A 20,419-nucleotide genomic window follows, 5' to 3' on the forward strand; every position below is an offset into this window, starting at 1 on the left:
AGTGATAGGTTGTAAAAGTCCGGTCGGCATGTCTGCCTGCCGGGAGCAAGGCTGCCCTCCCTTCGCCACACCAAATGGTGAAAAAGGGAGGGCGTCGCCTTTAATCGTCGTTGAGGCGGACCGGCACCGATTGCGGCTGCCCGCGACGTGCCTGCACGCGCAACAGCACAGCGCCACGGCCTTCGGAACGCGCGCTCGCAATTATCTGCTCCAGCGCTTCAAGCGTGGGTACGGGGCGACCATTGGCCGCCAGGATCATCACGCCGCGTGTCAGGCCGCGCCGCGCAGCATCGGAATTGGCTGCGACGCCGGTAATCGCAAGGCCCTGCGTATCGGCTGAAACACCAAGCTGACGGGCAATCGTTGCGTCGATGGGAATCGCCTGCAACCCCAGGGCGTCCTCCACAAGGCTGCTTGTATCGCCGGGAGTCATGCCGGATTCCGTCTCGTCTTCATCATCGAAGATCTGCTGCTGGCGCAGCTCCTCCTCGCTCGGGCGGCGGCCGACGGTGATGTTTATGCGGCGGCGCTCGCCATTGCGGAGATAGGTCAAGGGGACAGATGTGCCCGGCGCAATATTGGCGACGATGAAGGACAGCGTGTTTTCCGGTGTAATAGTCTGGTCGTCAACTGACAGCACAACGTCGCCGGCGCGGAGACCCGCCTGCTCGGCAGGCTCGCCCGGCTGGACCATTTGCACCAGCTCGCCGCGATCCTTATCAATGCCAAGAGCTTCAGCAATATCGGCATTCACCGGCTGGATCTGGACGCCCAGATAACCGCGCTCAATTTCCTCGCCAGCGATAAGCTGGTTGACGATTGGCGCAGCGACCTCAGCAGGAATGGCAAGGCCGATGCCTACGCTCCCGCCCGAAGGTGACAGAATGGCATTATTGATGCCGATGACATTGCCTTGCATATCGAACAGCGGACCACCCGAATTGCCGCGATTGATGGCGGCATCGGTCTGGATAAACCGATCATACGCGCCCGAACCGACATTGCGCAGCACCGAAGAAACGATACCGCTGGTCACCGTCCCGCCAAGGCCAAAGGGATTGCCGATAGCGATGACCCAATCGCCCACGCGGGCCTCGGCAGAATTGCCGAAACGCACGAAGGGGAACGGTTCCGACCGGTCGATCTTGAGGACGGCAAGATCACTTTGCGGATCGGTGCCGACCAGTTCTGCGGGATATTCCGTGCCATCGGGTAGGGTAACAGTCACTTCTTCCAGACGCGCCCGTGCATCAGGGCTGACGACGTGGTTATTGGTGACGACATAGCCATCGGCTGACACGATAAAGCCCGATCCCAGCGAGGTCGCTTCGCGTGTTTGCGGACCATTGTTATTCGGCTGTCGGCGGTTGAAGAACTGGCCGAACGGGGTGCCCGCAAAGGGATTGGCCTGCGTTTCTACCGTGATTGATTGCCGTGTGGAAATATTCACCACCGCTGGCTGCAATTGCTCGGTCAGATCGGCAAAACTGGCAGGGGCCCCGGCACGCGGAACAACATTGTCCATTTCCACCCGGTCGTTCTGCGCAACCTGCGCGCCCGCCGGATTGCCGGTAATCAACGAGATGGCCGCCCCGCCGATCAGCAGGGCTGAGGTGATGCCGTAAGAATAGCGCACTGGCTTCACGTCCTTGTCTTCCTCTTGTCTAATTCAATCTCGCAGGACTGACCTGCATGAATTCGGTTTGTCCCGCTCCGGCTTCCAGCGCAAGGCGGCTGAACCGCCCTTTAACGACAAATGTAATCGAATTTATCGACCGCCCTGGAACTGACGCAGATAATCATTGTCGGGGCTGAGAATAACGGAACTTTCGCCCACATTTTCTTCCCCGTTTCGAGCCGGGCCGAAGGTTTCACGATAGCTCTGCATGGCGCGGTAGAAATCGTAGAACCCTGGGTCTTGATTATAGGCCGAAGCATAGATTTCTGCGGCGTTGGCCGAAGCTTCTGCCCGAATGATCTGCGCATCGCGGCGGCCGCCTGCGCGGATCGTCTCGGCTTCTTCCTGCCTTTCGGACCGCATCCGGTTGAATGCAGCGTTGAGCGGCGTGCCCTGCGGCAAATCGGCGCGCTTGATGCGCACATCAAGAACCTGCGCACCATATTGCCGCGCCTGTTCGTCAAGTTGGTCACGGATATTGGTCATCGCGGTGCCACGTTCCGGTGTCAGCAGACTGGCAAAGGTCCGCCGGCCCAATTCCTGGCGCAGAACCGAGGTGAGGATCTGGTTGAGCTGGTTTTCCAGCCGGTCTTCACTCCCGACGCGCTCCACGAACAGAACCGGATCGAAAATCCGGTAACGGGCATAGGCATCGACCTCCAGGCGCTGCTGATCGTTCGACAGCACGGTTTCGCTTTCCATGTCGAGATCCATGATCCGCCGGTCGACGAATTGCATCCGTTCCACCAACGGCAGGCGATACCATACGCCTGCGGTTTCCCCGAAATCGCTGTCAGGGAAGAACTGGTTGATCACCTCGACCGGTTCACCTGTGCGGATTTTCACCGCCTGATGGGTTTCGGGAACGATCACGATCGTGCTGAGCGCAGCCACGATGAGCACGGCGACGGCAAGTATGGATGCCTTATGGTTTTGCCAGATAGTGTCCATCTTACTGGCCTCCCTGCGGTGTCACGGTGAGCGAGGGCGCGCTTGCCGCGTTTTGCGAACGGCGGCGCACCTCCGGAAGTGGCAGATAGGGCGTTACGCCGCTTGGTTCGACAATGGTCTTGTCGGTGCCACGAAGCACCTGCTCCATGGTTTCGTAATACAGCCTGCGCTGCGTCACTTCCGGGGCGAGGCGGTATTGCGCGTAAATTTCGTTGAATTCAGCCGCAGAACCTTGCGCGCCCGCAAGCAATTGCTGTTCATAGCGGCGTGCCTGATTCAGCTCACGTTCGCGATCCTGACGTGCGGCAAGCACATCGTTAAAGGCCTCGATCACCTGTTCAGGTGCCTCGGTCCGGGCGATTTCCACACCTTGCACGGCAATTCCCGATCCATAGGAATCAAGAATGGATTGCATGCGCTGGCGCACGCGGGCTTCAACCTGCGCACGGCCCGCACCGGATAATACGCGGTCAAGATCGGTTTCGGCGATGGATTCGCGCATGGCCGATTCGGCCACTTCGCGCACCGTTTCATCAGGTTCGGCCAGCTGGAACTGATATTGCACGAGATCCGAAATGTTCCAGCGCACAAGATAGCTGAGATCGACAAGGTTCTGATCGCCCGTCAGGATCAGCTTTTCGCCGCCTGCACCGATTTCTTCCAGCCGGATTTCGCTCACATCCGTGATTTCCACCGTCTGGAGCGGCCATGGCAGCGTCAATTCGGTGCCTGGATCCATGGTGCGCGAATATTGTCCGCCCAGCCATGTAACGACGCCCTGTTCACGCGGCTGCACGAAATGGACCGACGTGGCGAAGAACCACACGGCAACGATCGCAACCATCGCGATGGGGAACCAGCTGCCGCCGCCGGGCCTTTCCGGGAAGCGCATATTTGGTCCGCCCGGGCCGCCGCGTCGTGGGCCCTCCGGACCACGATTGCGAAAAATGTCCTCAATATTGGCAGAGCGGCGTCCGCGATCGGAATCGCCCCCACCACCGGGAAGCCACGGGTTGCGCGGGCCGTCACCGCCGCTGGAGGATGGCGTGTCGCCATCGCCGCCACCGTCTCCGGGTCCATCGCCGGAGCCATTGCCCCCGTCACCACCGCCGCTAGCCGAAGGCTTGCCCCACGGGTTGCGCTTGCCGGCCATGGCCAACCCAATACTCTCGAAAAAACCGCCCAAACGTTCCATGCATCCTTCTATAGGAAGCCCATTCACAAAAAACAGGGGTTTGGTGCTGCAAAATTGCTGACCATTCAGGTCTGAGCCGCTAGCAATGCGCGCTATGAGCAGTGATGATGCAGTTAAACAGGCCGTCTTGCAGGCCATTCCGCCAGAACTTTCAGGCATGGTGCGATCTGTCAGCATGCGCGATGGCGTAGCGACGGTGATCGCCGATGCGGGCGGTCTGGGCCGTTCTGCCGCAGCGCAATTGCAGCGCGAGCTGGAAGAGGCGGCATCACCGGTGGCGGGTGTGAACGAAGTGCGTGTCGCGCTGATGGCTGACAAGGTGCAGCGCCAGATCGTGGTAATCGGATCGGGCAAGGGTGGGGTCGGCAAGTCCACTCTTACTGCCAATCTGGCCGTCGCGCTGGCAAAATCGGGACGCAAGGTGGGCGTGGTCGATGCAGATATTTACGGACCTTCGCAATCGGTCCTGCTCAACGCGGCAGACACCAAATTGCGCGCCGAGGGAAAGATGCTGATCCCGCATGAAAGCGAATATGGCGTGAAAATGGTGTCGATGGGTCAGCTGGTAGAGGCTGGCAAGGCTATCGCCTGGCGCGGCCCGATGGTTGGCAGCGCACTGGGCCAGTTGATGGAAGCGGACTGGGGCGAGACAGACCTGCTGCTGGTCGATTTGCCGCCGGGCACAGGCGATGTGCAGCTGACGATGTTGCAGAAATTCAAGCCAACAGGCGCGGTCGTGGTGTCCACGCCGCAGGACCTTGCACTTATCGATGCAACCCGCGCGATCGACCTGTTCCGCCAGGCGCAGGTGCCAATTGTTGGCATTGTCGAGAATATGTCTGGCTATCAATGTCCAAGCTGCGGTGAAGTGAGCGAGCCTTTCGGGCAGGGCGGGGCAGAGGCTGCCGCGACTGCTATCGAAGTGCCATTCCTTGGCCACGTGCCACTGGCAATGGAAATCCGCATTGCCAGTGATGATGGCAAGCCGCCTGCTGCCAGCGAAGGCGCGCTTGGCGCACCCTTTGCCGAAATTGCCGCGCAATTGCAGCAATGGCTGGGACAATCGGCAATGAACTACACCGGATGAGGGCGCAGCGATGAACGTATCGCGGCGCAATTTGCTGGCGGGCGCTGCGGCAGGTGGCGGGCTGGTTGTCGCATGGGCGCTTATGCCCCGCACATTCGACAGCCCGCTGGACCCCGCGCCCGGCGAAATCGCCTTTGGCGCCTGGCTCAAGATCGCTGACGACGGAGTGGTGAGTGTGGCCGTGCCGCAGCTGGAAATGGGGCAGGGCGTGACAACGCTTGTGCCGCAGGTCGTGGCGATGGAGCTGGGGGCGGACTGGCGGCAGGTTGCGGTGGAGCCAGTGCCGGTTGACGGGGCCTATGCCAATATTCCGCTTGCCGCGCACTGGGCACCCTTGTGGAAGCCGCTTGTTCCTTCCTTGTCGGATGAGCCGGATGATCTGTTGCTGGAGCGCTGGGCGCAGGACAACCGCTTTACCGCAACCGCACAAGGCACTGCACTTGCCGCTTATGAAGGTGCCTGCCGCAAAGCCGCCGCTGCGGCGCGCGCGATGCTGGCGATGGCCGCGGCAGAGAGGTGGGATGTTGCGTGGGAACAGTGCCGCGCCGAAGACGGATTTATCTATCACGATGAAAACCGCGCCAGCTTCGCCGAACTTGTGATGGATGCGGCGCGCTTTTCCCCGCCCGATCCACCGCCGCTGCGGCCAGAGCCGCTCGCAGAACCTGCCATACCGATGGATGGCTATGCAATGCGCGAACGCTCCATCGCCTATCCGCGACTGGATCTGCCCTCGAAGGTCGATGGAAGTCATGTTTTTGCAGGCGATATTCGCCTTCCCGACATGATCCATGCAGCGATCCGTCATGGCCCGATGGACCGCGCTGAATTGCTTGATTTCGATCCGGGCCTCGCCCGGGACCTGCGTGGGCTCATCAAATTCGTACGCGGGAAGCGCTGGCTGGCGGCGCTTGCCGACAATTGGTGGGCCGCTGAAGAGGCCTTGCGCCGGATTGCCCCGCGCTTTGGCGTTTCCAGCCCGGTCGATAGCGAAAAAATGATCACCGCGCTCGATGATGCGGTTCGTAGCGGCGCGGCGTTCGGCATAGAGACGCGCGGAATGGGTGATGCCGATTATACACCAGATTTCGCGCTGCGTTATGATGTCGCCCCCGCACTTCACGCGACGCTGGAAACAACCTGCGCCACCGCGCGGCTGACCGACGGCCTGCTGGAAATGTGGTTGCCTACGCAGACACCGGAGGCCGCACGCGAGGCGGCGGCGGGCGCGCTGGGTATCTCTTCTTCCAATGTCGTACTTTACCCGGTGTCGGCGGGCGGCAGTTTCGACCGGCGTCTGGACAATCAGGTCGCCATCGAAATTGCGTTGCTGGCGCGCGAGGCCGGCCGACCCGTACAGTTGACATGGTCGCGCTGGCAGGAACATGCAGCAAGCTATCCCCGCGCGCCCATAGCCGCATTGCTGGGGGCAGAACTGGGTCAGGAAGGCTCCATCGCCAAGCTGCGCGCGCGCATCGCCTGCCCGCCCACCATGCCTGAATTTGGCCGTCGCCTGTTCGGCAATTCGGTAAGCTGGGCAGCGATTGACGATGTTTCGGGGGAAGCGGACCCGATGGCGGTGGAAGGGCTTTCCCAGTCCTATGCCATCCCGCACATGGTGGTGCAGCATATCCCCGTGAAACTTGATCTGCCCACGGCGCGGATGCGCGGCGGAGCGCATGGCTACACCGCTTTTTTTCGCGAAAGCTTCCTCGATGAGATCGCCCTGCGGCATGATCGGGAGCCTTTGTCCTACCGCATCGCCATGCTGGGCGATGATGCGCCGATGGTTGAAGTGTTGCAGAGTGTCGCACGGCTGGCGCAATGGGATGGCGGGCGCGCCGGAAGCGGTCAGGGGTTGGCGTGTCACCGGATGGATATGGGCGGGGCCACAGGTCGCATTGCGGTGATTGCGCAGGCCGGTGCCGGCGAAGGCGGAGTGCGCGTGCGGCGCATGTTTGCATCGGTGGATATCGGCCGGGTGGTCAATCGCGATATCGCCTTGCAGCAGATCGAAGGCGGGCTGATCTATGGCCTTGGCCTCGCATTGGGCAGCGCGACCGAATATGCTGACGGCCTGCCCACGCACCAGCGGCTCGCCGCGCTGGCACTGCCGACGCTGGCGGATTGTCCGCAGATCACCGTCGAATTGATAGAGCGGTCAGGCGATCCCTTCGATCCGGGTGAAATCGGCGTGCCGGCCGTCGCCCCCGCTGTCGCCAATGCCTTTTTCAGTGCAACGGGGCTTCGCCTTCGTCGGCTGCCGCTGCTATCGGCAATGGCATGACAGATGCATTTTCCGGTACCGACCAGCAATTGCCCGCCGATCATATTACGGTGAAGAGTGGCCGCGTGGGCCTGCTGCTTGTAAATCTCGGCACACCCGAAGCGCCTGAGAAAGGTGCAGTCCGCCGTTATCTGGGTGAGTTTTTATCGGACAAGCGAGTGATCGAAATACCGTCACTTCTCTGGCAACCGATCCTGCGCGGTATCATCCTCAACACGCGGCCCGCCAAAAGCGCGGCGGCCTATCGCAAAGTGTGGAGCGAGAGGGGTTCTCCGCTGGCAGCGATTACAGCGCAGCAGGCGGAGCTGCTGCAGCCCCGGCTGGGCGATGGCGTGATGGTGGAATGGGCCATGCGTTATGGCAACCCATCCATTCCTGCCAAGCTGGAGGCGCTCAAGCAGGCTGGTTGCGACCGCATTCTGCTGGCTCCGCTCTATCCGCAATATTGCGGCGCGACCTCTGCCACTGTGGTGGACAAGGCAAGTGAATGGCTGGGTGACAAGCGGTCGCAGCCCGCCATGCGCACTCTGCCACCCTATTATGACGACCCGGCCTATATCAGCGCGCTGACGAAGGACATTGGCGGACAATTGGATACGCTGGAATTTACGCCCGAGGTGCTGCTGCTGAGCTTTCACGGCATGCCGCAGCGCACGCTTGAACTGGGCGATCCCTACCATTGCCATTGCCAGAAAACCGCGCGCCTGCTCGAAACCGCATTGGCGCGGTCCGATATCCGCATGCGAGCCACCTTCCAGAGCCGCTTTGGCCGTGCCAAGTGGCTGGAACCTGCGACTGACGCAGTGCTGGCAGAGGAGGCTGCAAAGGGCACAAGACGCCTCGCCATTGCCGCGCCGGGATTTTCCGCTGACTGCCTCGAAACGCTGGAGGAGCTGGCGATTCAGGGCAGAGAGCAGTTCGAGGCGGCAGGCGGCAAACAATTTGCCGCGCTGGAATGCCTCAATGCGCGCGAACCGGGCATGGCCATGCTTGAGGCCATTATGCGGCGTGAACTAGCGGGCTGGCTGTGATCTTCTGATACCGTTGCGATGACGAATTATCTCATTCTTTTCGCAGTGATTTTCGGGATAAATCTGCTACCGGCCTTTGGGCCGCCCACCTGGTCGATCATCGTCCTGTTCGGCCTTAATTCCGATTTGCCACTGGTCGGGATCGTAGTGACAGGCGCGCTGGCGGCAGCTTTGGGCCGCTTCACGCTGGCGCATGGCTTCAGGCTCTTGGCCAAATATGTATCGCAAAAGACGCGGCGCAATCTGGCCGCTGTGCGTGAAGCCATCATGTCACGCAAGCGCCACGGCATAGCCGGCCTCGCGCTATTCGCGGTTTCTCCGCTTCCGTCCGCCCAGCTGTTTGCAGCGGTTGGATTGGCCGGGGTCCCGCTGGCCGCGTTTACCGTGGCCTTCTTCAGTGGGCGGCTTGTGTCCTACACCATCTATGCAGGGTCGGCGGCCCTGATCGAACATTCGAGCACTGGCGATGCTTTTCGAGAGTCATTTTCCAGCCCGGTGGGGATTGCCGTCCAAATCCTGTTGCTGGGAGCGCTGGTCGCCATGATGCGGATAAATTGGGAAAAGGTGCTGGGACCGGCGACGGAATATCGCGATCAGCCTTAGCCAGGGCATTAAACGCGTAAATTCAGAAATCGATGGCGATGCCCTTGTGCACCCAATCACCATAACGCGTCGGGCTGAGTTCCTCATCCACCCCGCCTTTTTCCGGCGCAGGTGGCGGATCATTGGTCCAATGGGCGGGCTTGTTGAAGCCTTCGGGCCGTCTGGTCGCGCGTTTTGTCATGCCTGTAACATGGGCGCTCTGGCGCTGGCGTGCAACTGGCCCTAGGGGCAGGGCGATGGAAACGGTCCCCGGAAGTGGTGCGCGCAAGGCCGCGCTCAAGATGCTCGATGCGGTGCTGCGTCGTGGCGAAACGATGGAACAGGCGGGCGGTGCGGCCAATGGTCTGCCCAATTTTGCCGATCGCGCATTGGCTCGCGCTATCGCAGGGGAAGTGTTGCGCTGGCTGGTCGATCTCGATGCGCTGATTGATTCTGCCACGGCCAAACCATTGCCCGAAGATGCCAAGGCGCGCATGGTGCTGCGCATGATGCTGGCCCAATGGCTGCGGCTGGACACCCCGCCGCATGCCGTGGTGGCAACCGCGCTGCCGCTGCTGGCAGGTGGGCCAAAGCGGCTTGCGCATGGCGTATTTGCAACGCTGACGCGTGGAGAGGCCAGGCTGCCACATATACCGACCCTGCCGCCTGAAGTGGCGGCACGTTGGGGCGAACGGGCCGAACCGATTGCAGCGGGAATTGGCCAGCCGCCGCCGCTGGATCTTACGCTTAGATCGGATGGCACGGCCGATGTTCCAGAAGGCGAAAGCCTTGCCTTGCTGCATCGCCGCCTGCCGCGCGGAACAGCGGTGGAGAATTTGCCGGGGTTCGAAAAGGGCGCATGGTGGGTGCAGGACCTAGCCGCATCGCTGCCCGCGCGCCTGCTGGGACAGGGCGCGGGCAGGCGCGCACTGGATTTGTGTGCCGCGCCGGGCGGCAAGACGCTGCAACTCGCCAGCGCCGGTTGGCAGGTGACCGCGCTTGACAATTCCTCGCGCAGGCTGGAGCGGCTGCGACAAAATCTGGCGCGCACCGGATTGTCTGCCGACATTGTGGAAGCCGATGCAATGGGGTGGGAGCCGGATGGTCTGTTCGATGCAATTCTGCTCGACGCACCGTGCACGGCCACAGGCACGTGTCGCCGCAATCCGGATGTGATCCATCGCATCGGGCCGCGCCAGATCGAAGCGATGGCCGTCCTTCAGGGGCAATTGCTGGAACGGGCTGCAAACTGGATCGCGCCGGGGGGCACGCTTGTTTACGCCACCTGCTCCCTGGAACGGGAAGAGGGCGAGGACATTGCTTCTGCCTGCGATTTGACAGCCGATCCGTTAAGCGCGGAAGAGCTTCCTGCCGGCATCGTCCCGAAGCCTGAAGGCTGGGTCCGCACCGATCCCGGCATATTGGCTGAACATGGTGGAATGGACGGCTTTTTCATCGCACGATGGCGCGGCTGAAAACCGGCCAGGGGTTGATGGCCCTGGTTAACGCGGTTTCTGTATGCGCCCTCGGGTGCATTGCAAGGCAGAGGCTGACCGCGCGCGAACACGGCTATAACCTCAAGTTCACTTGATCCTGTTAACTTATGGCAGGAACGCCACTGCAGACTGCGCCGGGCCTTAAGACTTTACCTTGCCAGCAAAGCTCTTGCGCAGCTTCATCAATTTGGGTGGTATCAATGCCATGCAATAGGGGTTTCGCTGGCCTTCGCCCTCCCAATATTCCTGGTGGTAGTCTTCAGCCGGATACCACGTGGCCGGGCCTTCGATAGTGGTCACAGCTTCGCCATCATGGCTTTCATTCCAGCGCGCTATGGCTGCTTCGGCTTCAGCGCGTTGGCTATCGTCCAGCGGGAAGATCGCGCTGCGATATTGGGTGCCGACATCATTGCCCTGACGGTTGAGCTGACTGGGATCATGCGTGCCCATGAACATGTCAAATATTTCCGACAGGCTGACCTGATCAGGATCGAAAGTGACCTTAACCGCCTCGGCATGACCGGTGCTGCCAGAGCATACAGCCTTATAAGTCGGGTTTTCTACAGAACCGCCGATATAGCCGCTTTCCACAGCATCCACGCCGATCACGTCCTTGAACACAGCCTCGGTGCACCAAAAGCAGCCACCGGCCACAATCACAGTCTCGCTCATCGCTTTAATCTCCTTTGACTTGCAAGATGGGGAGGCGGGCATCGCTTGTCATCCTCACGCCGCTGTATAGTGAAGATGCACAGGCACATATCGGGAGACAATTCATGCGCCCTACACATTTTTTCGCCGCCACTTTTCTTGCCGCCGCCACTTGCGCGATGGCTGCCCCTGCCGCAGCGCAGGATAATCCTGCACCTTCACTGGAAACCGTGCTGGCCGCCGAAGTGCGCACCGATGAAAGCTCACGCGATCAATATCGCCGCCCTGCCGAAACGCTCGCCTTCTTTCAGGTGGAGTCCGATATGAATGTGGTGGAATATGGGCCGGGCGGCGGGTGGTACAGCCGCGTTCTGCTCCCGTGGATTGCGCCTTCGGGAAAATATATGGCAATGCGGGGTGACAGCAGCACGCTCTCCTTTTCCAGTCGCGCAGCACAGGTGCGTACGATGGGCTGGCCAGAGGCATTTCCTGCCGCAATCACTGAAAACCTAGCTCAGAGCGCCGGCGATGTAACCGCTTTTGAAAGTGATGAAATACCCGATGGCGTCGCAGGCACGGTGGACCGTGTGCTGGTTATCCGTTCCCTGCATTCCCTTCTCGGCAGCAATGTTGCCGATGGGGAATTGCGCATTATCCGTTCGCTGCTGAAGGATGACGGGATGGTCGGCGTGGTGCAGCACCGCGCACCCGAAACAGCTAGTTTCGAACACGGCAACGGGTCGCGCGGTTATTTACGCCAATCGGATGTGGTACGCCTGTTCGAGCTCCACGGCTTTGAACTGGTTGAGGCATCGGAACTGAACGCCAATCCGGATGATACTGCGAATTGGGAGGCGGGTGTGTGGACATTGCCGCCGGTACTGCGTTTGGGAGAACAGGACCGCGATCGCTATCTCGGCATTGGTGAAAGCGATCGTATGACCTTGCTGTTTCGCAAGCGCGATTGACAAATGAAGGTGGCGATGCTCCAAATGAGATATTATTACATTAGGAGCATCGCTATGAATTATAAAATCTTTTTATGCACCGCATCGGCGCTTCTGCTGTCTGCTTGCTCAGACACGGTCCATGATCCGCGCGGGGTGGAGAAGAACGAAACGCTGCTTTCGGTCAGTGCCAGTGGCGAAGCCGATATGCGCCCTGATGAGGCGCGCTTTCAGGCAGGCGTGCAAAATTGGGCTGGCAATGCGCAGGCCGCTTCTGAACAAACGCAAACCGAAATTGCAGATATCGTTGCGGCTTTGCGCGCGCTGGAAATTGCCGAAGACGACATCCAGACTAGCGCTGTCAATGTTCAGCGCATTGATTATGGCGACCGGCGCGGGCAATATCAGGCGTCCAACACGCTCAGCGTGCGCGTGCGCAATGTTGAACAGGCCGGCGCTGCGGTGACGGCGGTGACAGAGGTCGGCGCAAATATCGTGTCAGGTCCGGACTTGCGCCTCTCCGATCCCGAAGCCGCTGCCAATGCGGCCTATGGCAATGCCTATAAAAATGCCTTTGCGCGGGCTGAAGCCTATGCCGAGGCAGCGGGAATGGATGTCAGCCGCGTGCTCTATATTCGCGATGCGGGCGGCTCACAGGGAAGCTATTATCTGCGCGGTGCCACGCAAATCAGCGAAGCATTTGCCAATAACCCGCCACCACCTGTCGCGCCGCCACCGCCGCAAAGCAAGATGGTGTACCCTGAAGAAGGTATATCGCAAGGCACCATCATGCCGGGTCAGACGACCAGCGCAGTGAGCGTGCAAGTGGACTTCGCGCTCACTGAACAGTAACGCAGCGCCATGACCACGCTGACTGTTGCCGCCCTGCAAACCGACCTTTCTCATGAGGACGAGGCCACCAATATCGCGGCCATATCCGCACTTGTGGAAGAGGCTGCGGGAAAGGGCGCGCAGGTTATCTTGCCGCCCGAGCTGTTCTCCGGCCCCTATTTTTGCCGCGAGGAGAAGGACATGTTCTTCGCGCTTGCCCGCCCTGTTGCAGAACATCCCTCAGTCATCGCCATGCAGGCGCTGGCAAAACAGCTCAACGTCGCCATTCCGACCAGCTTTTTCGAACGTGACGGACACCATTATTACAATACGCTCGCCATGATCGGGCCTGATGGCGCAGTGATGGGCACCTATCGCAAAAGCCACATTCCCGATGGGCCGGGCTATGAAGAAAAATTCTATTTCCGTCCCGGCAATGATGGCTTCAAAGTGTGGGACATCTTTGGCGCGCGCATCGGCATCGGCATTTGCTGGGATCAATGGTATCCCGAAACCGCCCGTGTGCTGGCGTTAAAGGGTGCTCAGGTGCTGTTCTACCCCACTGCAATCGGCAGCGAACCCAAGGATGCGGACATGGACACAAGCCGAATGTGGCGCCGCGCCATGATAGGCCATGCCGTCTCCAATTGCATGCCCGTTGTCGCCGCCAACCGCATCGGGCACGAAGGATCGCAGGACGCGGGCAATACATTCTATGGGCACAGCTTCATCGCTGATGAATGGGGTGATATGCTGGCGGAATTCGGCGCGCAGGAAACCGGAGTGCTGGTGGCTGAGCTGGATCTCGCTGCCGCTCGCCAACACCGCGCCAGTTGGGGCTTCTTCCGCGATCGTCGGCCGCAGTTATACGGACGCATCGCTGAAGATATATGAGCGAGGGCCCGAGGTGGGCAAACATGGCTACATCATCGCACTGGGCAGCAACCAGAGGCATCCGGGCTACGGAAGGCCCCCGCAAATCCTGCGCGCTGCCGCAATTGTGATTGCTGAGCAGATAGGCGAGGTGCGCGCTTTATCTCCGGTCATCACCAGCGCCCCTGTCGGCCCGTCACAGCGGCGCTATGCCAATGGTGCGCTTGTGCTGGAAACCGATCTGGCACCTCTGGATTTACTAGCCGGCCTCCATGTAATCGAAGCACATTTCGGAAGAAAGCGGCGCGGGCAGCCGTGGCGTTCCCGACCGCTTGATTGCGATATCGTGCTGTGGAGCGGCGGCATATACGCCGCGCCCGATCTGGCCATCCCACACCCGCAGTTTCGCACACGGGACTTTGTGCTCGGCCCTGCCGCCGCCATCGCGCCTTGTTGGCGAGATCCGCTTACCGGGCTGACGATACGTCAGCTGGCATGTCGGCTGGCGAAACCACAGGGGGTGGACAGGTGATGAATTTCCAACAGCATGAACCTAATTATGGCGCTAACCCACCTTGACCGGTCCACGCCCTGTCCCTAGGTGATCGCGCGGACACAGTCCGCACCCAATGGGGGCCCTTAGCTCAGTCGGTAGAGCAACTGACTTTTAATCAGTAGGTCGCTGGTTCGAACCCAGCAGGGCTCACCATTTTGTGCTTGGATCTGCCATGTCTTCTTGGAACTTGCGAACGGGTGGTCGATGACCTGCTCTGATCAGGGCGTTTCCGGTGGCTGGTCCTCTTCTTCCAGCACGGCGACCATCGGAGTCGTGCGCGGATGCGCGCGGAAGCTTTGCTGGTCCTCTTCTGGCACGGGCGCGCTATTCGCCATGCGCCAGAGGCTGAAGCCCAGGGCGATTAAGGCGATGGCGCCTATGGCGGCGAACAGGCCGCCGGGTCCGATCAGCATCATGCCAAGCGACCCTGTCAGCGGGCCTGCCACTGCGCCAACCGAATAGGCGAGGACAAGACCGCCGCTGGCACCCACGCGGTGGTCATCCTCCAGATGATCATTCGTATGGGCCACACACAGAGGGTAGAGTGTAAAAGCGAAGCCTCCGAACAGCCCGCCCAGAACGATGGTTGCAGCTGAATTACCGGCCACGAGATACATGCCTGTGCTTAACGCCACCACGCCCGCAAAACAGCCCAGGATGACCTTGCGGCGATCAACTCTGTCGGACAGCAGGCCCAGCGGCCATTGCAGCGCCACGCCGCCTGCAATCACCACGAAGGTGAACAGCGCCACCAGTGCCACATCCATGCCGGTTCGGCTGACATAGACCGCGCCCAGCGCATAGAAAGCGCCCAGCATCGCCCCTGTCGCTACCGTGCCGACGATCCCCAGCGGGGAAGCCTGATAGAGTTTTCGGGCAGAAAAGGGAGCCAGCGGCTCCTGCTCCGGCTGATCCATGTAGGTTAGCACCACGGGCAAGGTCGCCAGCGACAGCAGGATGGCCGAAAGCATGAATGGCAATGATGGAGAATTGTCAGCCAGATTGAGAAGGAATTGCCCGCCAGCCTGCCCACTATATAAAACGACCATATAGGATGCGAGAATAGCGCTGCGGCTGGCAGGACTGGCCTTTTTGTTGAGCCAGCTTTCAAGGCATACGAACACGCCCGACATGACAAAGCCATCCACAAAGCGCAGCGCCACCCACATGGGAGCATAAAGCGTCAGCGCATAGGTGAGACTGCTGGCAGAAAACAGCGTTACGAAAGCGGCAAAAGAGCGGATATGCCCAACCCGCGCAAGCAGGCGCGGCACCCGCAGCGAACCCGCAATCAGTCCGGCGAAATAGGCAGTGGCGACGATGCCGATGGTAATGGCGCTGGCGCCATCCTGTTCAAGCCTGATGGCGATCAGCGTCGACAGGAAACCGCTGCCGGCCATGATCATGAAAATCGCCAGCAGCAGTGAACGGACAGGCAGGACATGGGTGAGCATTCTGCCTGCCCCATGCGATATCGGCTCGCCGGTTGCAAACCCTGACTGCATGCTTTTGCCGTTGCGGCAGTTGAACTGCCCGGGCCTACCGCTCCTGCAAGGATTGACGCGTGGTTTTGAGGAGCGGCTTGGTGAGATATTCCCAGACCGTCTGTGATCCGGTGAGGATTTCTGCCGTTGCTGTCATGCCCGGTTGCAGATCAATCGCGCCTCCGCCTTCGCGCGGACGCATGGTGGCGGTATCGACTTCCAGATTGACGCGGTAATAGGTGTTGACCGTTCCGTCGTCGCGCTTCTCTGACAGGGTATCAGGGCTGATGAAAACGACTTCACCATCGCCGGAACCATAAACCGCATTGTCAAAGGCATCGAAATTGACGCGCGCGCGCTGGCCGATCTGGACGAAGGCGATATCGCGTGGCGGCACCTGCGCTTCGACGATCAGGCGTTCACCCGTCGGCACGATTTGCAACACCTCGTCGCCGGGCGCCAGCACGCCGCCGACTGTGGTGAGGCGTACGTTTTTCACAATCCCGTCGGTCGGCGCCACGAGCGAGGCGGAGCGCAGACTGTCATCACGCTGGGTCAACTGCTGGCGGGCAGCGACCAGCTCTTCTTCTGTCTGGGCAAACTCTGTCTGCAAATCGCGGACATATTGCGCCTGGATGTTCGAGATGCGCCCTTGGGTTTCGACGATAGATCGCTCCATGCGGATAATCTCTGCACCCGCCACGTCCCCTGTTTCGACCAGCGGCAGATTGAGATCGAGCTCCTGCTGCTGCAATTGAGCCATGTCGCGCAAGGCGCGCAATTCGGCCGCATGGGCAATCTGGCGACGGCGGAACAATTGGCGCTGGTTGGCGGTAAATTCAGGGAAGCCGGCAAGGCTTGCGGGAAAGTGAAGCTCCTTGTCGAACAATTCGGCATCAATGCGCGCCATCCGGCTTTGCAGCGCGGCCACGCGCGCGCGCGCCTCATTCACGCCGGCGGTAAGTTGCACAGTATCAAGCTCGACCAGCAATTGCCCCTGCCGCACCATATCGCCTTCGCGCACATTGATGGCGCTGATTGCGCCGCCTCCCTCGCTCTGCACGATCTGGACGCGGGCGAAGGGCACCACGCGACCCGGCGCGCGGGTCACCTGGTCCAGCTCGGCCCATTGCGCCCAGCCGATGAATGCCAGCAGTGTAATGGCGATGACGATGATGATCCAGTGCTCGGGCCGCAGAGCTTTCCTCACGATATCTTCCCGCCCGCCCTGGATGTTGTCACAGTGCCTTCAGGCGATGATCTTGCGCCACCCGGCCTGGGGGGCAAAAGCTCACGCAGCACATCCTGCGTTGGCCCGTCGCGCACGATCTTGCCGTTCGCCATGGCGATGACGCGGGTAAAGCGCGGGAGCAATTGCAGCTTGTGTGTCACCATCACCATGATGTTATCATCAGCCAACGCATCGTCTATCGCCTGCAGTGCGGCTGTTTCGGTGGCCTGATCAAGCGACGATGTAGGTTCGTCGAGTAGCCAGATATCGGGCCGAGCAAGCAGCAGGCGGTGAATGCCGACAAGACTTCGCTGGCCACCGGAAAGGCCACGCCCGCCTTCCTGTATCTGCAAGGCCAGCCCTTCGGATCGCGCAGCGATCATGGTGTCGAGCCTTGTGCTGCGCGCGACCTCCATGATGTCCTCATCCCCGACATCGCCGAGGCCCATTGCCAGATTGTCGCGCAGCGTGCCGTTCACCAGCCGCGCATCCTGTGCGACATAACCAATGTGGCGGCGCGCTACATCTTCGGCCACCTGCCCAAGATCCAGCCCGCCCAGCAAGACGGTGCCATGCTGCGGTGAATAAAGACCAGAAAGCAGTTTGAGGAGCGTTGATTTGCCCGAGCCGATGCCCCCCACAACCGCGATTTTTTCACCCGGAGAAATCTGGAGAGTTTCGATTTCCGCGGCGGGCCGCTGCGTTGCGGGATAGGCGAAGACCGCATCTCTGATGGCATAAGCGCCAGAAAGCGTGTCAGGGCGCAAGGCACCGGCACTGGTGGCCGGATCAAGCGGCAGTTTCAATATACCATCAAGCGCCTGCAAGGAACTGCGCGCATAACCCCATTGCACGATGAGATTGGGCAATTGTGCCACCAGCGGCCCGTTGATGCGTCCGGCAATAATGGAACAGGCCAGCAACGCGCCGGTGGTGATCTGGCCATTGGCTGCAAGATATGCGCCCCAGCCCATGATTGCGACATAGGCCGCCTGTTGCAAGGTTGAAAACAGTGATGAGGCGACGGCAGATGCCCGCTTCACAGGGTCCTCGTAATGGTGAATTTCGCGGACCAGCCTGTTCCACCGGCCCATCATGAACCAGCCGCCGCGATTGGCCTTCACCGTTTCTGTAGCATCGAGCGCTTCGACCAGCATGCCGTTTTTACGATTGCCGCTTACCTGAGCGCGATCAGTACCTTTCCTAATGATGCGTGACAGGATCATCGCGAAGATAATCGCCAGCGGCAGGCTGATGATTGGAACCAGCGCCAGCTTTCCGCCGATCATGGCGATAACCGCGATGAACAGGAGCGCGAAAGGCAGGTCCGCGAGCATGAAGAGCGATCCCGAAGACAGGACCTGCCGGATTTGTTCCTGCCCGCGCAATTGCGCTGCCATTGTGCCGATGCCGGGCGGCCGCGCATCTAGCCGGATGGCCTGTGCGCGGGCAAAAAAGAACTCGCTCACTTCGGCGTCGATATCCTGTGCTTCACGCTCGATCAGAATCGCACGCAGACTGCGCAGGCAAAGATCCAGCGTCAGCGCAAAGGCCACGCCTGCCGTCAGCACGAACAGCGTATCGAAACTGGCCAGCGGAATAACCCGGTCATAAAGCTGCATTGAATACAGCGATGTCGCCAGCGTCAGGAGATTGGCGAAGACAGTGGCGATGCCGGCCATGATCAATGGCTGTTTGCGCCGCTTGATCGCCCGCCAGAACACAGAGATCGCCCTGTCGGCATCGCTCGACAGGGGATCGGGCAGGTCGATCGTGAAGAAATGCAGGTCTTCATGATAGGGCAGGCTGGCGCGCTCTCCTACCAGGGCCATGCTTTCGCTGTCATCCCATTGCTGCACAACCGCCCAGCCGCTGCCAGGATCATGGGCGAGAAGCGGGAATTGGTCAGGTCGCGGGCGTCCGCTGACGCGCCGTGCCGGTTCCCAGCCAAGGGCTGCCACCATGCCGGGCAGTGCGTCTACCCCTTCGGCTAGTTCCACTTCGCGTAATTCAGCATTCCATTGTGGCGCCAGCGGTTTGCCCGTTGCACGCGCGAAATTTGCCATTGCGCGTTCAATATCGGCCCCGTTCACTGCAGCGCTCCCTGCGACCCGAATGGCCGCCAGCGACAGGTTAGCGCGAGAATTCGTGCCGTGCCCTGGGCGGCAGCAACGCGTGCATCCATTTCGGAAAGGCGTGCGCTGGTTGCCTCGCGCGTGGCATTCATCACGTCAAGCCAGCTGCGCCTGCCCGCAATGAACTGGCGCCGGTAGCTTTCTATGATCTGCGCTGCGGTATCTGCTGCCATGACCCCCGCCTCGACCCGCGCCCGCGAAGCACGCACGAGGACATAATCGCGGCGCAATTGTTCGCGCAATTGCCGTTCTGCATCGCCAAATTCGGCGAGGGCGCGCTGGATGCGGGCCTTGGATGTGTCGATGGCGGTGAATTGCGAAAGCCCATTGCCCATCTGTGCTCGCAAAACGATGGCGGCGCGCGCGCCGGTAATTTCGTTCTGCGATAATTGCAGAAGAAGCTGCGGCCATAATTGGGAGCGGGCGATGTCCTTGTCCGCCTCTGCCACGTCGATCAGATCGGTAAGCGCGGCGAGACTGGGGCTGCAGGCAAGCGCCTCTGCCAACGCGAGCTCTTCAGTAGGAAGAATATCAGCCACGCTCGACGGCGGCAATACTGGCTCTATCGCCACCCCGCCTGTCAGTTCCAGCAGGCGGACACGGGCGCTGCTGCGCCCCTCATCTGCAAGTGCGCGTTCCAGTTCGACCTGTGCGGTGCGCGATCGGCCTAGCGTAAGATCGGCGGCTGGCGAGACTTGCTGTTCGACCCGCCTGCCGATGGAGCCGAGCAACGTACCATGTTCTTCAAGGCTCGCGTCGATGACTGCAAAACGTTCATGAGAGCGCACGAGATCGTAATATGCCTCCACCACCCGCAAAACGATATTGCGCTGCGCTTCGGTGACGCGGTCTTCGCCAGCGCGCAAAGTTGATCGGGCACGGTCGATCTGCCCGCTGATGCGCCCGCCGGTCCAGACCGGCTGTTCAAGGATGGCATTGAGTGCCAGCCCGTCCTGATCGGCAAAGGATGATCCCTCGGTTGCGGCCAGAGCTTCTACCGAGAGGCTGGGATAGCGCAGCCAACGGGCGCCGCGATATTCGGACCCGAGCGCCTCCGCCTCCGCCTCGGATGCATCGACTAGCGGATGCGTTGCAGCGGCAAGCGCGGCCGCAAGATCGAGCGGATCGGGGATCGCGACAGGCGGTGGTGCACGCGCAAGCTCGGCTGCGATTGCCGGCGGTCCATAGGCCTGCGCGACGTTTACGGCCGGTTCTTGTCCACCTTTTCCCTCCTCAACGCTATTGGCAGGTGTGATTTGCGCGGACACGCTGCTGGCGGTCAGAATCAGACAGGCATAAGGGACGGTACGAAGAAACACGCGCATGATAGATCGTGCTGTATAAGGGCAAGGAGCGCAAGGCCCACCGTTTTTGCTCGTAACTATCGCGTTTATTTGCAAGTTT

At 60.6% G+C, this 20,419-nt stretch carries 18 protein-coding genes and 1 tRNA gene; 10 read left to right on the forward strand and 9 right to left on the reverse strand.

Annotation, left to right across the window (positions count from 1 at the left end; genetic code table 11):
• Positions 1 to 100: 100 nt before the first annotated feature.
• The 3 genes from CP97_RS03625 to hflK all read right to left on the reverse strand — a co-directional run bounded on the left by CP97_RS03625 (position 101) and on the right by hflK (position 3,824).
• Positions 101 to 1,645, reverse strand: a complete 1,545-nt coding sequence (locus tag CP97_RS03625; RefSeq protein WP_149036408.1) for a Do family serine endopeptidase — start codon at positions 1,643 to 1,645, stop codon at positions 101 to 103.
• Positions 1,646 to 1,768: 123 nt separating this feature from the next.
• Positions 1,769 to 2,629 (reverse strand): protease modulator HflC, encoded by an 861-nt coding sequence (gene hflC / locus CP97_RS03630; protein WP_048884831.1) that lies wholly within the window; start codon positions 2,627 to 2,629, stop codon positions 1,769 to 1,771.
• Between the two features lies 1 nt (position 2,630).
• Positions 2,631 to 3,824: a protease modulator HflK gene (hflK, locus tag CP97_RS03635; RefSeq protein WP_227819659.1), complete on the reverse strand. Its 1,194-nt coding sequence runs from the start codon at positions 3,822 to 3,824 to the stop codon at positions 2,631 to 2,633.
• 94 nt (positions 3,825 to 3,918) lie between these two features.
• On the opposite strand from hflK, the gene CP97_RS03640 reads away from it, so the two are divergent.
• The 4 genes from CP97_RS03640 to CP97_RS03655 are packed head-to-tail and all read left to right on the forward strand — an operon-like array spanning position 3,919 to position 8,832.
• Positions 3,919 to 4,911, forward strand: coding sequence for an Mrp/NBP35 family ATP-binding protein (locus tag CP97_RS03640; RefSeq protein WP_048886692.1), 993 nt, complete (start codon positions 3,919 to 3,921; stop codon positions 4,909 to 4,911).
• Positions 4,912 to 4,921: 10 nt separating this feature from the next.
• Positions 4,922 to 7,198 carry a molybdopterin cofactor-binding domain-containing protein gene (locus CP97_RS03645; protein ID WP_048884832.1) on the forward strand — a complete coding sequence of 759 codons (2,277 nt, stop codon included), beginning with the start codon at positions 4,922 to 4,924 and terminating at the stop codon, positions 7,196 to 7,198.
• The gene (gene hemH, locus CP97_RS03650) at positions 7,195 to 8,229 is read left to right on the forward strand and encodes a ferrochelatase (protein WP_048884833.1); all 1,035 of its coding nucleotides are present in this window, start codon (positions 7,195 to 7,197) and stop codon (positions 8,227 to 8,229) included. Before CP97_RS03645 ends, hemH begins: the two co-directional genes overlap by 4 nt.
• A gap of 18 nt (positions 8,230 to 8,247) precedes the next feature.
• Positions 8,248 to 8,832, forward strand: coding sequence for a hypothetical protein (locus tag CP97_RS03655; RefSeq protein WP_048884834.1), 585 nt, complete (start codon positions 8,248 to 8,250; stop codon positions 8,830 to 8,832).
• A 22-nt stretch (positions 8,833 to 8,854) separates the two neighbouring features.
• On the opposite strand, the gene CP97_RS15810 is transcribed toward CP97_RS03655, so the two are convergent.
• A complete protein-coding gene (locus CP97_RS15810; protein WP_082863702.1) occupies positions 8,855 to 9,013 on the reverse strand; it encodes a DUF1674 domain-containing protein in 159 nt (52 codons plus the stop codon).
• 55 nt (positions 9,014 to 9,068) lie between these two features.
• Here CP97_RS15810 and CP97_RS03660 point away from each other — a divergent pair, with 55 nt between their 5' ends.
• Positions 9,069 to 10,286 carry an RsmB/NOP family class I SAM-dependent RNA methyltransferase gene (locus CP97_RS03660; protein ID WP_048884835.1) on the forward strand — a complete coding sequence of 406 codons (1,218 nt, stop codon included), beginning with the start codon at positions 9,069 to 9,071 and terminating at the stop codon, positions 10,284 to 10,286.
• Positions 10,287 to 10,448: 162 nt separating this feature from the next.
• On the opposite strand, the gene msrA is transcribed toward CP97_RS03660, so the two are convergent.
• The gene (gene msrA, locus CP97_RS03665) at positions 10,449 to 10,979 is read right to left on the reverse strand and encodes a peptide-methionine (S)-S-oxide reductase MsrA (protein ID WP_048884836.1); all 531 of its coding nucleotides are present in this window, start codon (positions 10,977 to 10,979) and stop codon (positions 10,449 to 10,451) included.
• 104 nt (positions 10,980 to 11,083) lie between these two features.
• Between msrA and CP97_RS03670 the strand changes: the two genes are divergently transcribed.
• From CP97_RS03670 to CP97_RS03690, 5 genes are all read left to right on the forward strand, one after another.
• On the forward strand, positions 11,084 to 11,926 hold the full coding sequence (locus tag CP97_RS03670) for a class I SAM-dependent methyltransferase (protein WP_048886693.1): 843 nt from the start codon (positions 11,084 to 11,086) through the stop codon (positions 11,924 to 11,926).
• A 54-nt stretch (positions 11,927 to 11,980) separates the two neighbouring features.
• Positions 11,981 to 12,757 (forward strand): SIMPL domain-containing protein, encoded by a 777-nt coding sequence (locus CP97_RS03675; protein WP_048886694.1) that lies wholly within the window; start codon positions 11,981 to 11,983, stop codon positions 12,755 to 12,757.
• Positions 12,758 to 12,766: 9 nt separating this feature from the next.
• Positions 12,767 to 13,630, forward strand: coding sequence for an N-carbamoylputrescine amidase (gene aguB, locus CP97_RS03680; RefSeq protein ID WP_048884837.1), 864 nt, complete (start codon positions 12,767 to 12,769; stop codon positions 13,628 to 13,630).
• Positions 13,631 to 13,643: 13 nt separating this feature from the next.
• Positions 13,644 to 14,141: a 2-amino-4-hydroxy-6-hydroxymethyldihydropteridine diphosphokinase gene (gene folK / locus CP97_RS03685; RefSeq protein WP_048884838.1), complete on the forward strand. Its 498-nt coding sequence runs from the start codon at positions 13,644 to 13,646 to the stop codon at positions 14,139 to 14,141.
• Between the two features lie 101 nt (positions 14,142 to 14,242).
• A tRNA-Lys gene (locus CP97_RS03690) sits at positions 14,243 to 14,318 on the forward strand.
• 65 nt (positions 14,319 to 14,383) lie between these two features.
• Here the strand turns inward: CP97_RS03690 and CP97_RS03695 are convergent.
• The 4 genes from CP97_RS03695 to CP97_RS03710 form a co-directional block, all read right to left on the reverse strand.
• Positions 14,384 to 15,619 (reverse strand): MFS transporter, encoded by a 1,236-nt coding sequence (locus CP97_RS03695; protein ID WP_048884839.1) that lies wholly within the window; start codon positions 15,617 to 15,619, stop codon positions 14,384 to 14,386.
• Positions 15,620 to 15,704: 85 nt separating this feature from the next.
• Positions 15,705 to 16,859, reverse strand: a complete 1,155-nt coding sequence (locus tag CP97_RS03700) for a beta-barrel domain-containing protein (protein WP_063612347.1) — start codon at positions 16,857 to 16,859, stop codon at positions 15,705 to 15,707.
• The gene (locus CP97_RS03705) at positions 16,856 to 18,973 is read right to left on the reverse strand and encodes an ATP-binding cassette domain-containing protein (protein ID WP_063612348.1); all 2,118 of its coding nucleotides are present in this window, start codon (positions 18,971 to 18,973) and stop codon (positions 16,856 to 16,858) included. Before CP97_RS03705 ends, CP97_RS03700 begins: the two co-directional genes overlap by 4 nt.
• Complete coding sequence (locus CP97_RS03710; RefSeq protein WP_048884842.1) at positions 18,970 to 20,340, reverse strand: TolC family protein; 1,371 nt, start codon at positions 20,338 to 20,340, stop codon at positions 18,970 to 18,972. The genes CP97_RS03705 and CP97_RS03710 overlap by 4 nt, the downstream gene beginning before the upstream one ends.
• Positions 20,341 to 20,419 lie beyond the last annotated feature (79 nt).

The organism is Aurantiacibacter atlanticus (assembly GCF_001077815.2).
GTDB classification, from domain to species: domain Bacteria; phylum Pseudomonadota; class Alphaproteobacteria; order Sphingomonadales; family Sphingomonadaceae; genus Alteraurantiacibacter; species Alteraurantiacibacter atlanticus.

Coding starts and splice junctions, on each gene's coding strand:
- hflC (WP_048884831.1), bottom strand. CDS start 2,629: ATGGACACTATCTGGCAAAACCATAAGGCATCCATACTTGCCGTCGCC.
- hflK (WP_227819659.1), bottom strand. CDS start 3,824: ATGGAACGTTTGGGCGGTTTTTTCGAGAGTATTGGGTTGGCCATGGCC.
- CP97_RS03640 (WP_048886692.1), top strand. CDS start 3,919: ATGAGCAGTGATGATGCAGTTAAACAGGCCGTCTTGCAGGCCATTCCG.
- CP97_RS03645 (WP_048884832.1), top strand. CDS start 4,922: ATGAACGTATCGCGGCGCAATTTGCTGGCGGGCGCTGCGGCAGGTGGC.
- hemH (WP_048884833.1), top strand. CDS start 7,195: ATGACAGATGCATTTTCCGGTACCGACCAGCAATTGCCCGCCGATCAT.
- CP97_RS03655 (WP_048884834.1), top strand. CDS start 8,248: ATGACGAATTATCTCATTCTTTTCGCAGTGATTTTCGGGATAAATCTG.
- CP97_RS15810 (WP_082863702.1), bottom strand. CDS start 9,013: ATGACAAAACGCGCGACCAGACGGCCCGAAGGCTTCAACAAGCCCGCC.
- CP97_RS03660 (WP_048884835.1), top strand. CDS start 9,069: ATGGAAACGGTCCCCGGAAGTGGTGCGCGCAAGGCCGCGCTCAAGATG.
- msrA (WP_048884836.1), bottom strand. CDS start 10,979: ATGAGCGAGACTGTGATTGTGGCCGGTGGCTGCTTTTGGTGCACCGAG.
- CP97_RS03670 (WP_048886693.1), top strand. CDS start 11,084: ATGCGCCCTACACATTTTTTCGCCGCCACTTTTCTTGCCGCCGCCACT.
- CP97_RS03675 (WP_048886694.1), top strand. CDS start 11,981: ATGAATTATAAAATCTTTTTATGCACCGCATCGGCGCTTCTGCTGTCT.
- aguB (WP_048884837.1), top strand. CDS start 12,767: ATGACCACGCTGACTGTTGCCGCCCTGCAAACCGACCTTTCTCATGAG.
- CP97_RS03695 (WP_048884839.1), bottom strand. CDS start 15,619: ATGCTCACCCATGTCCTGCCTGTCCGTTCACTGCTGCTGGCGATTTTC.
- CP97_RS03710 (WP_048884842.1), bottom strand. CDS start 20,340: ATGCGCGTGTTTCTTCGTACCGTCCCTTATGCCTGTCTGATTCTGACC.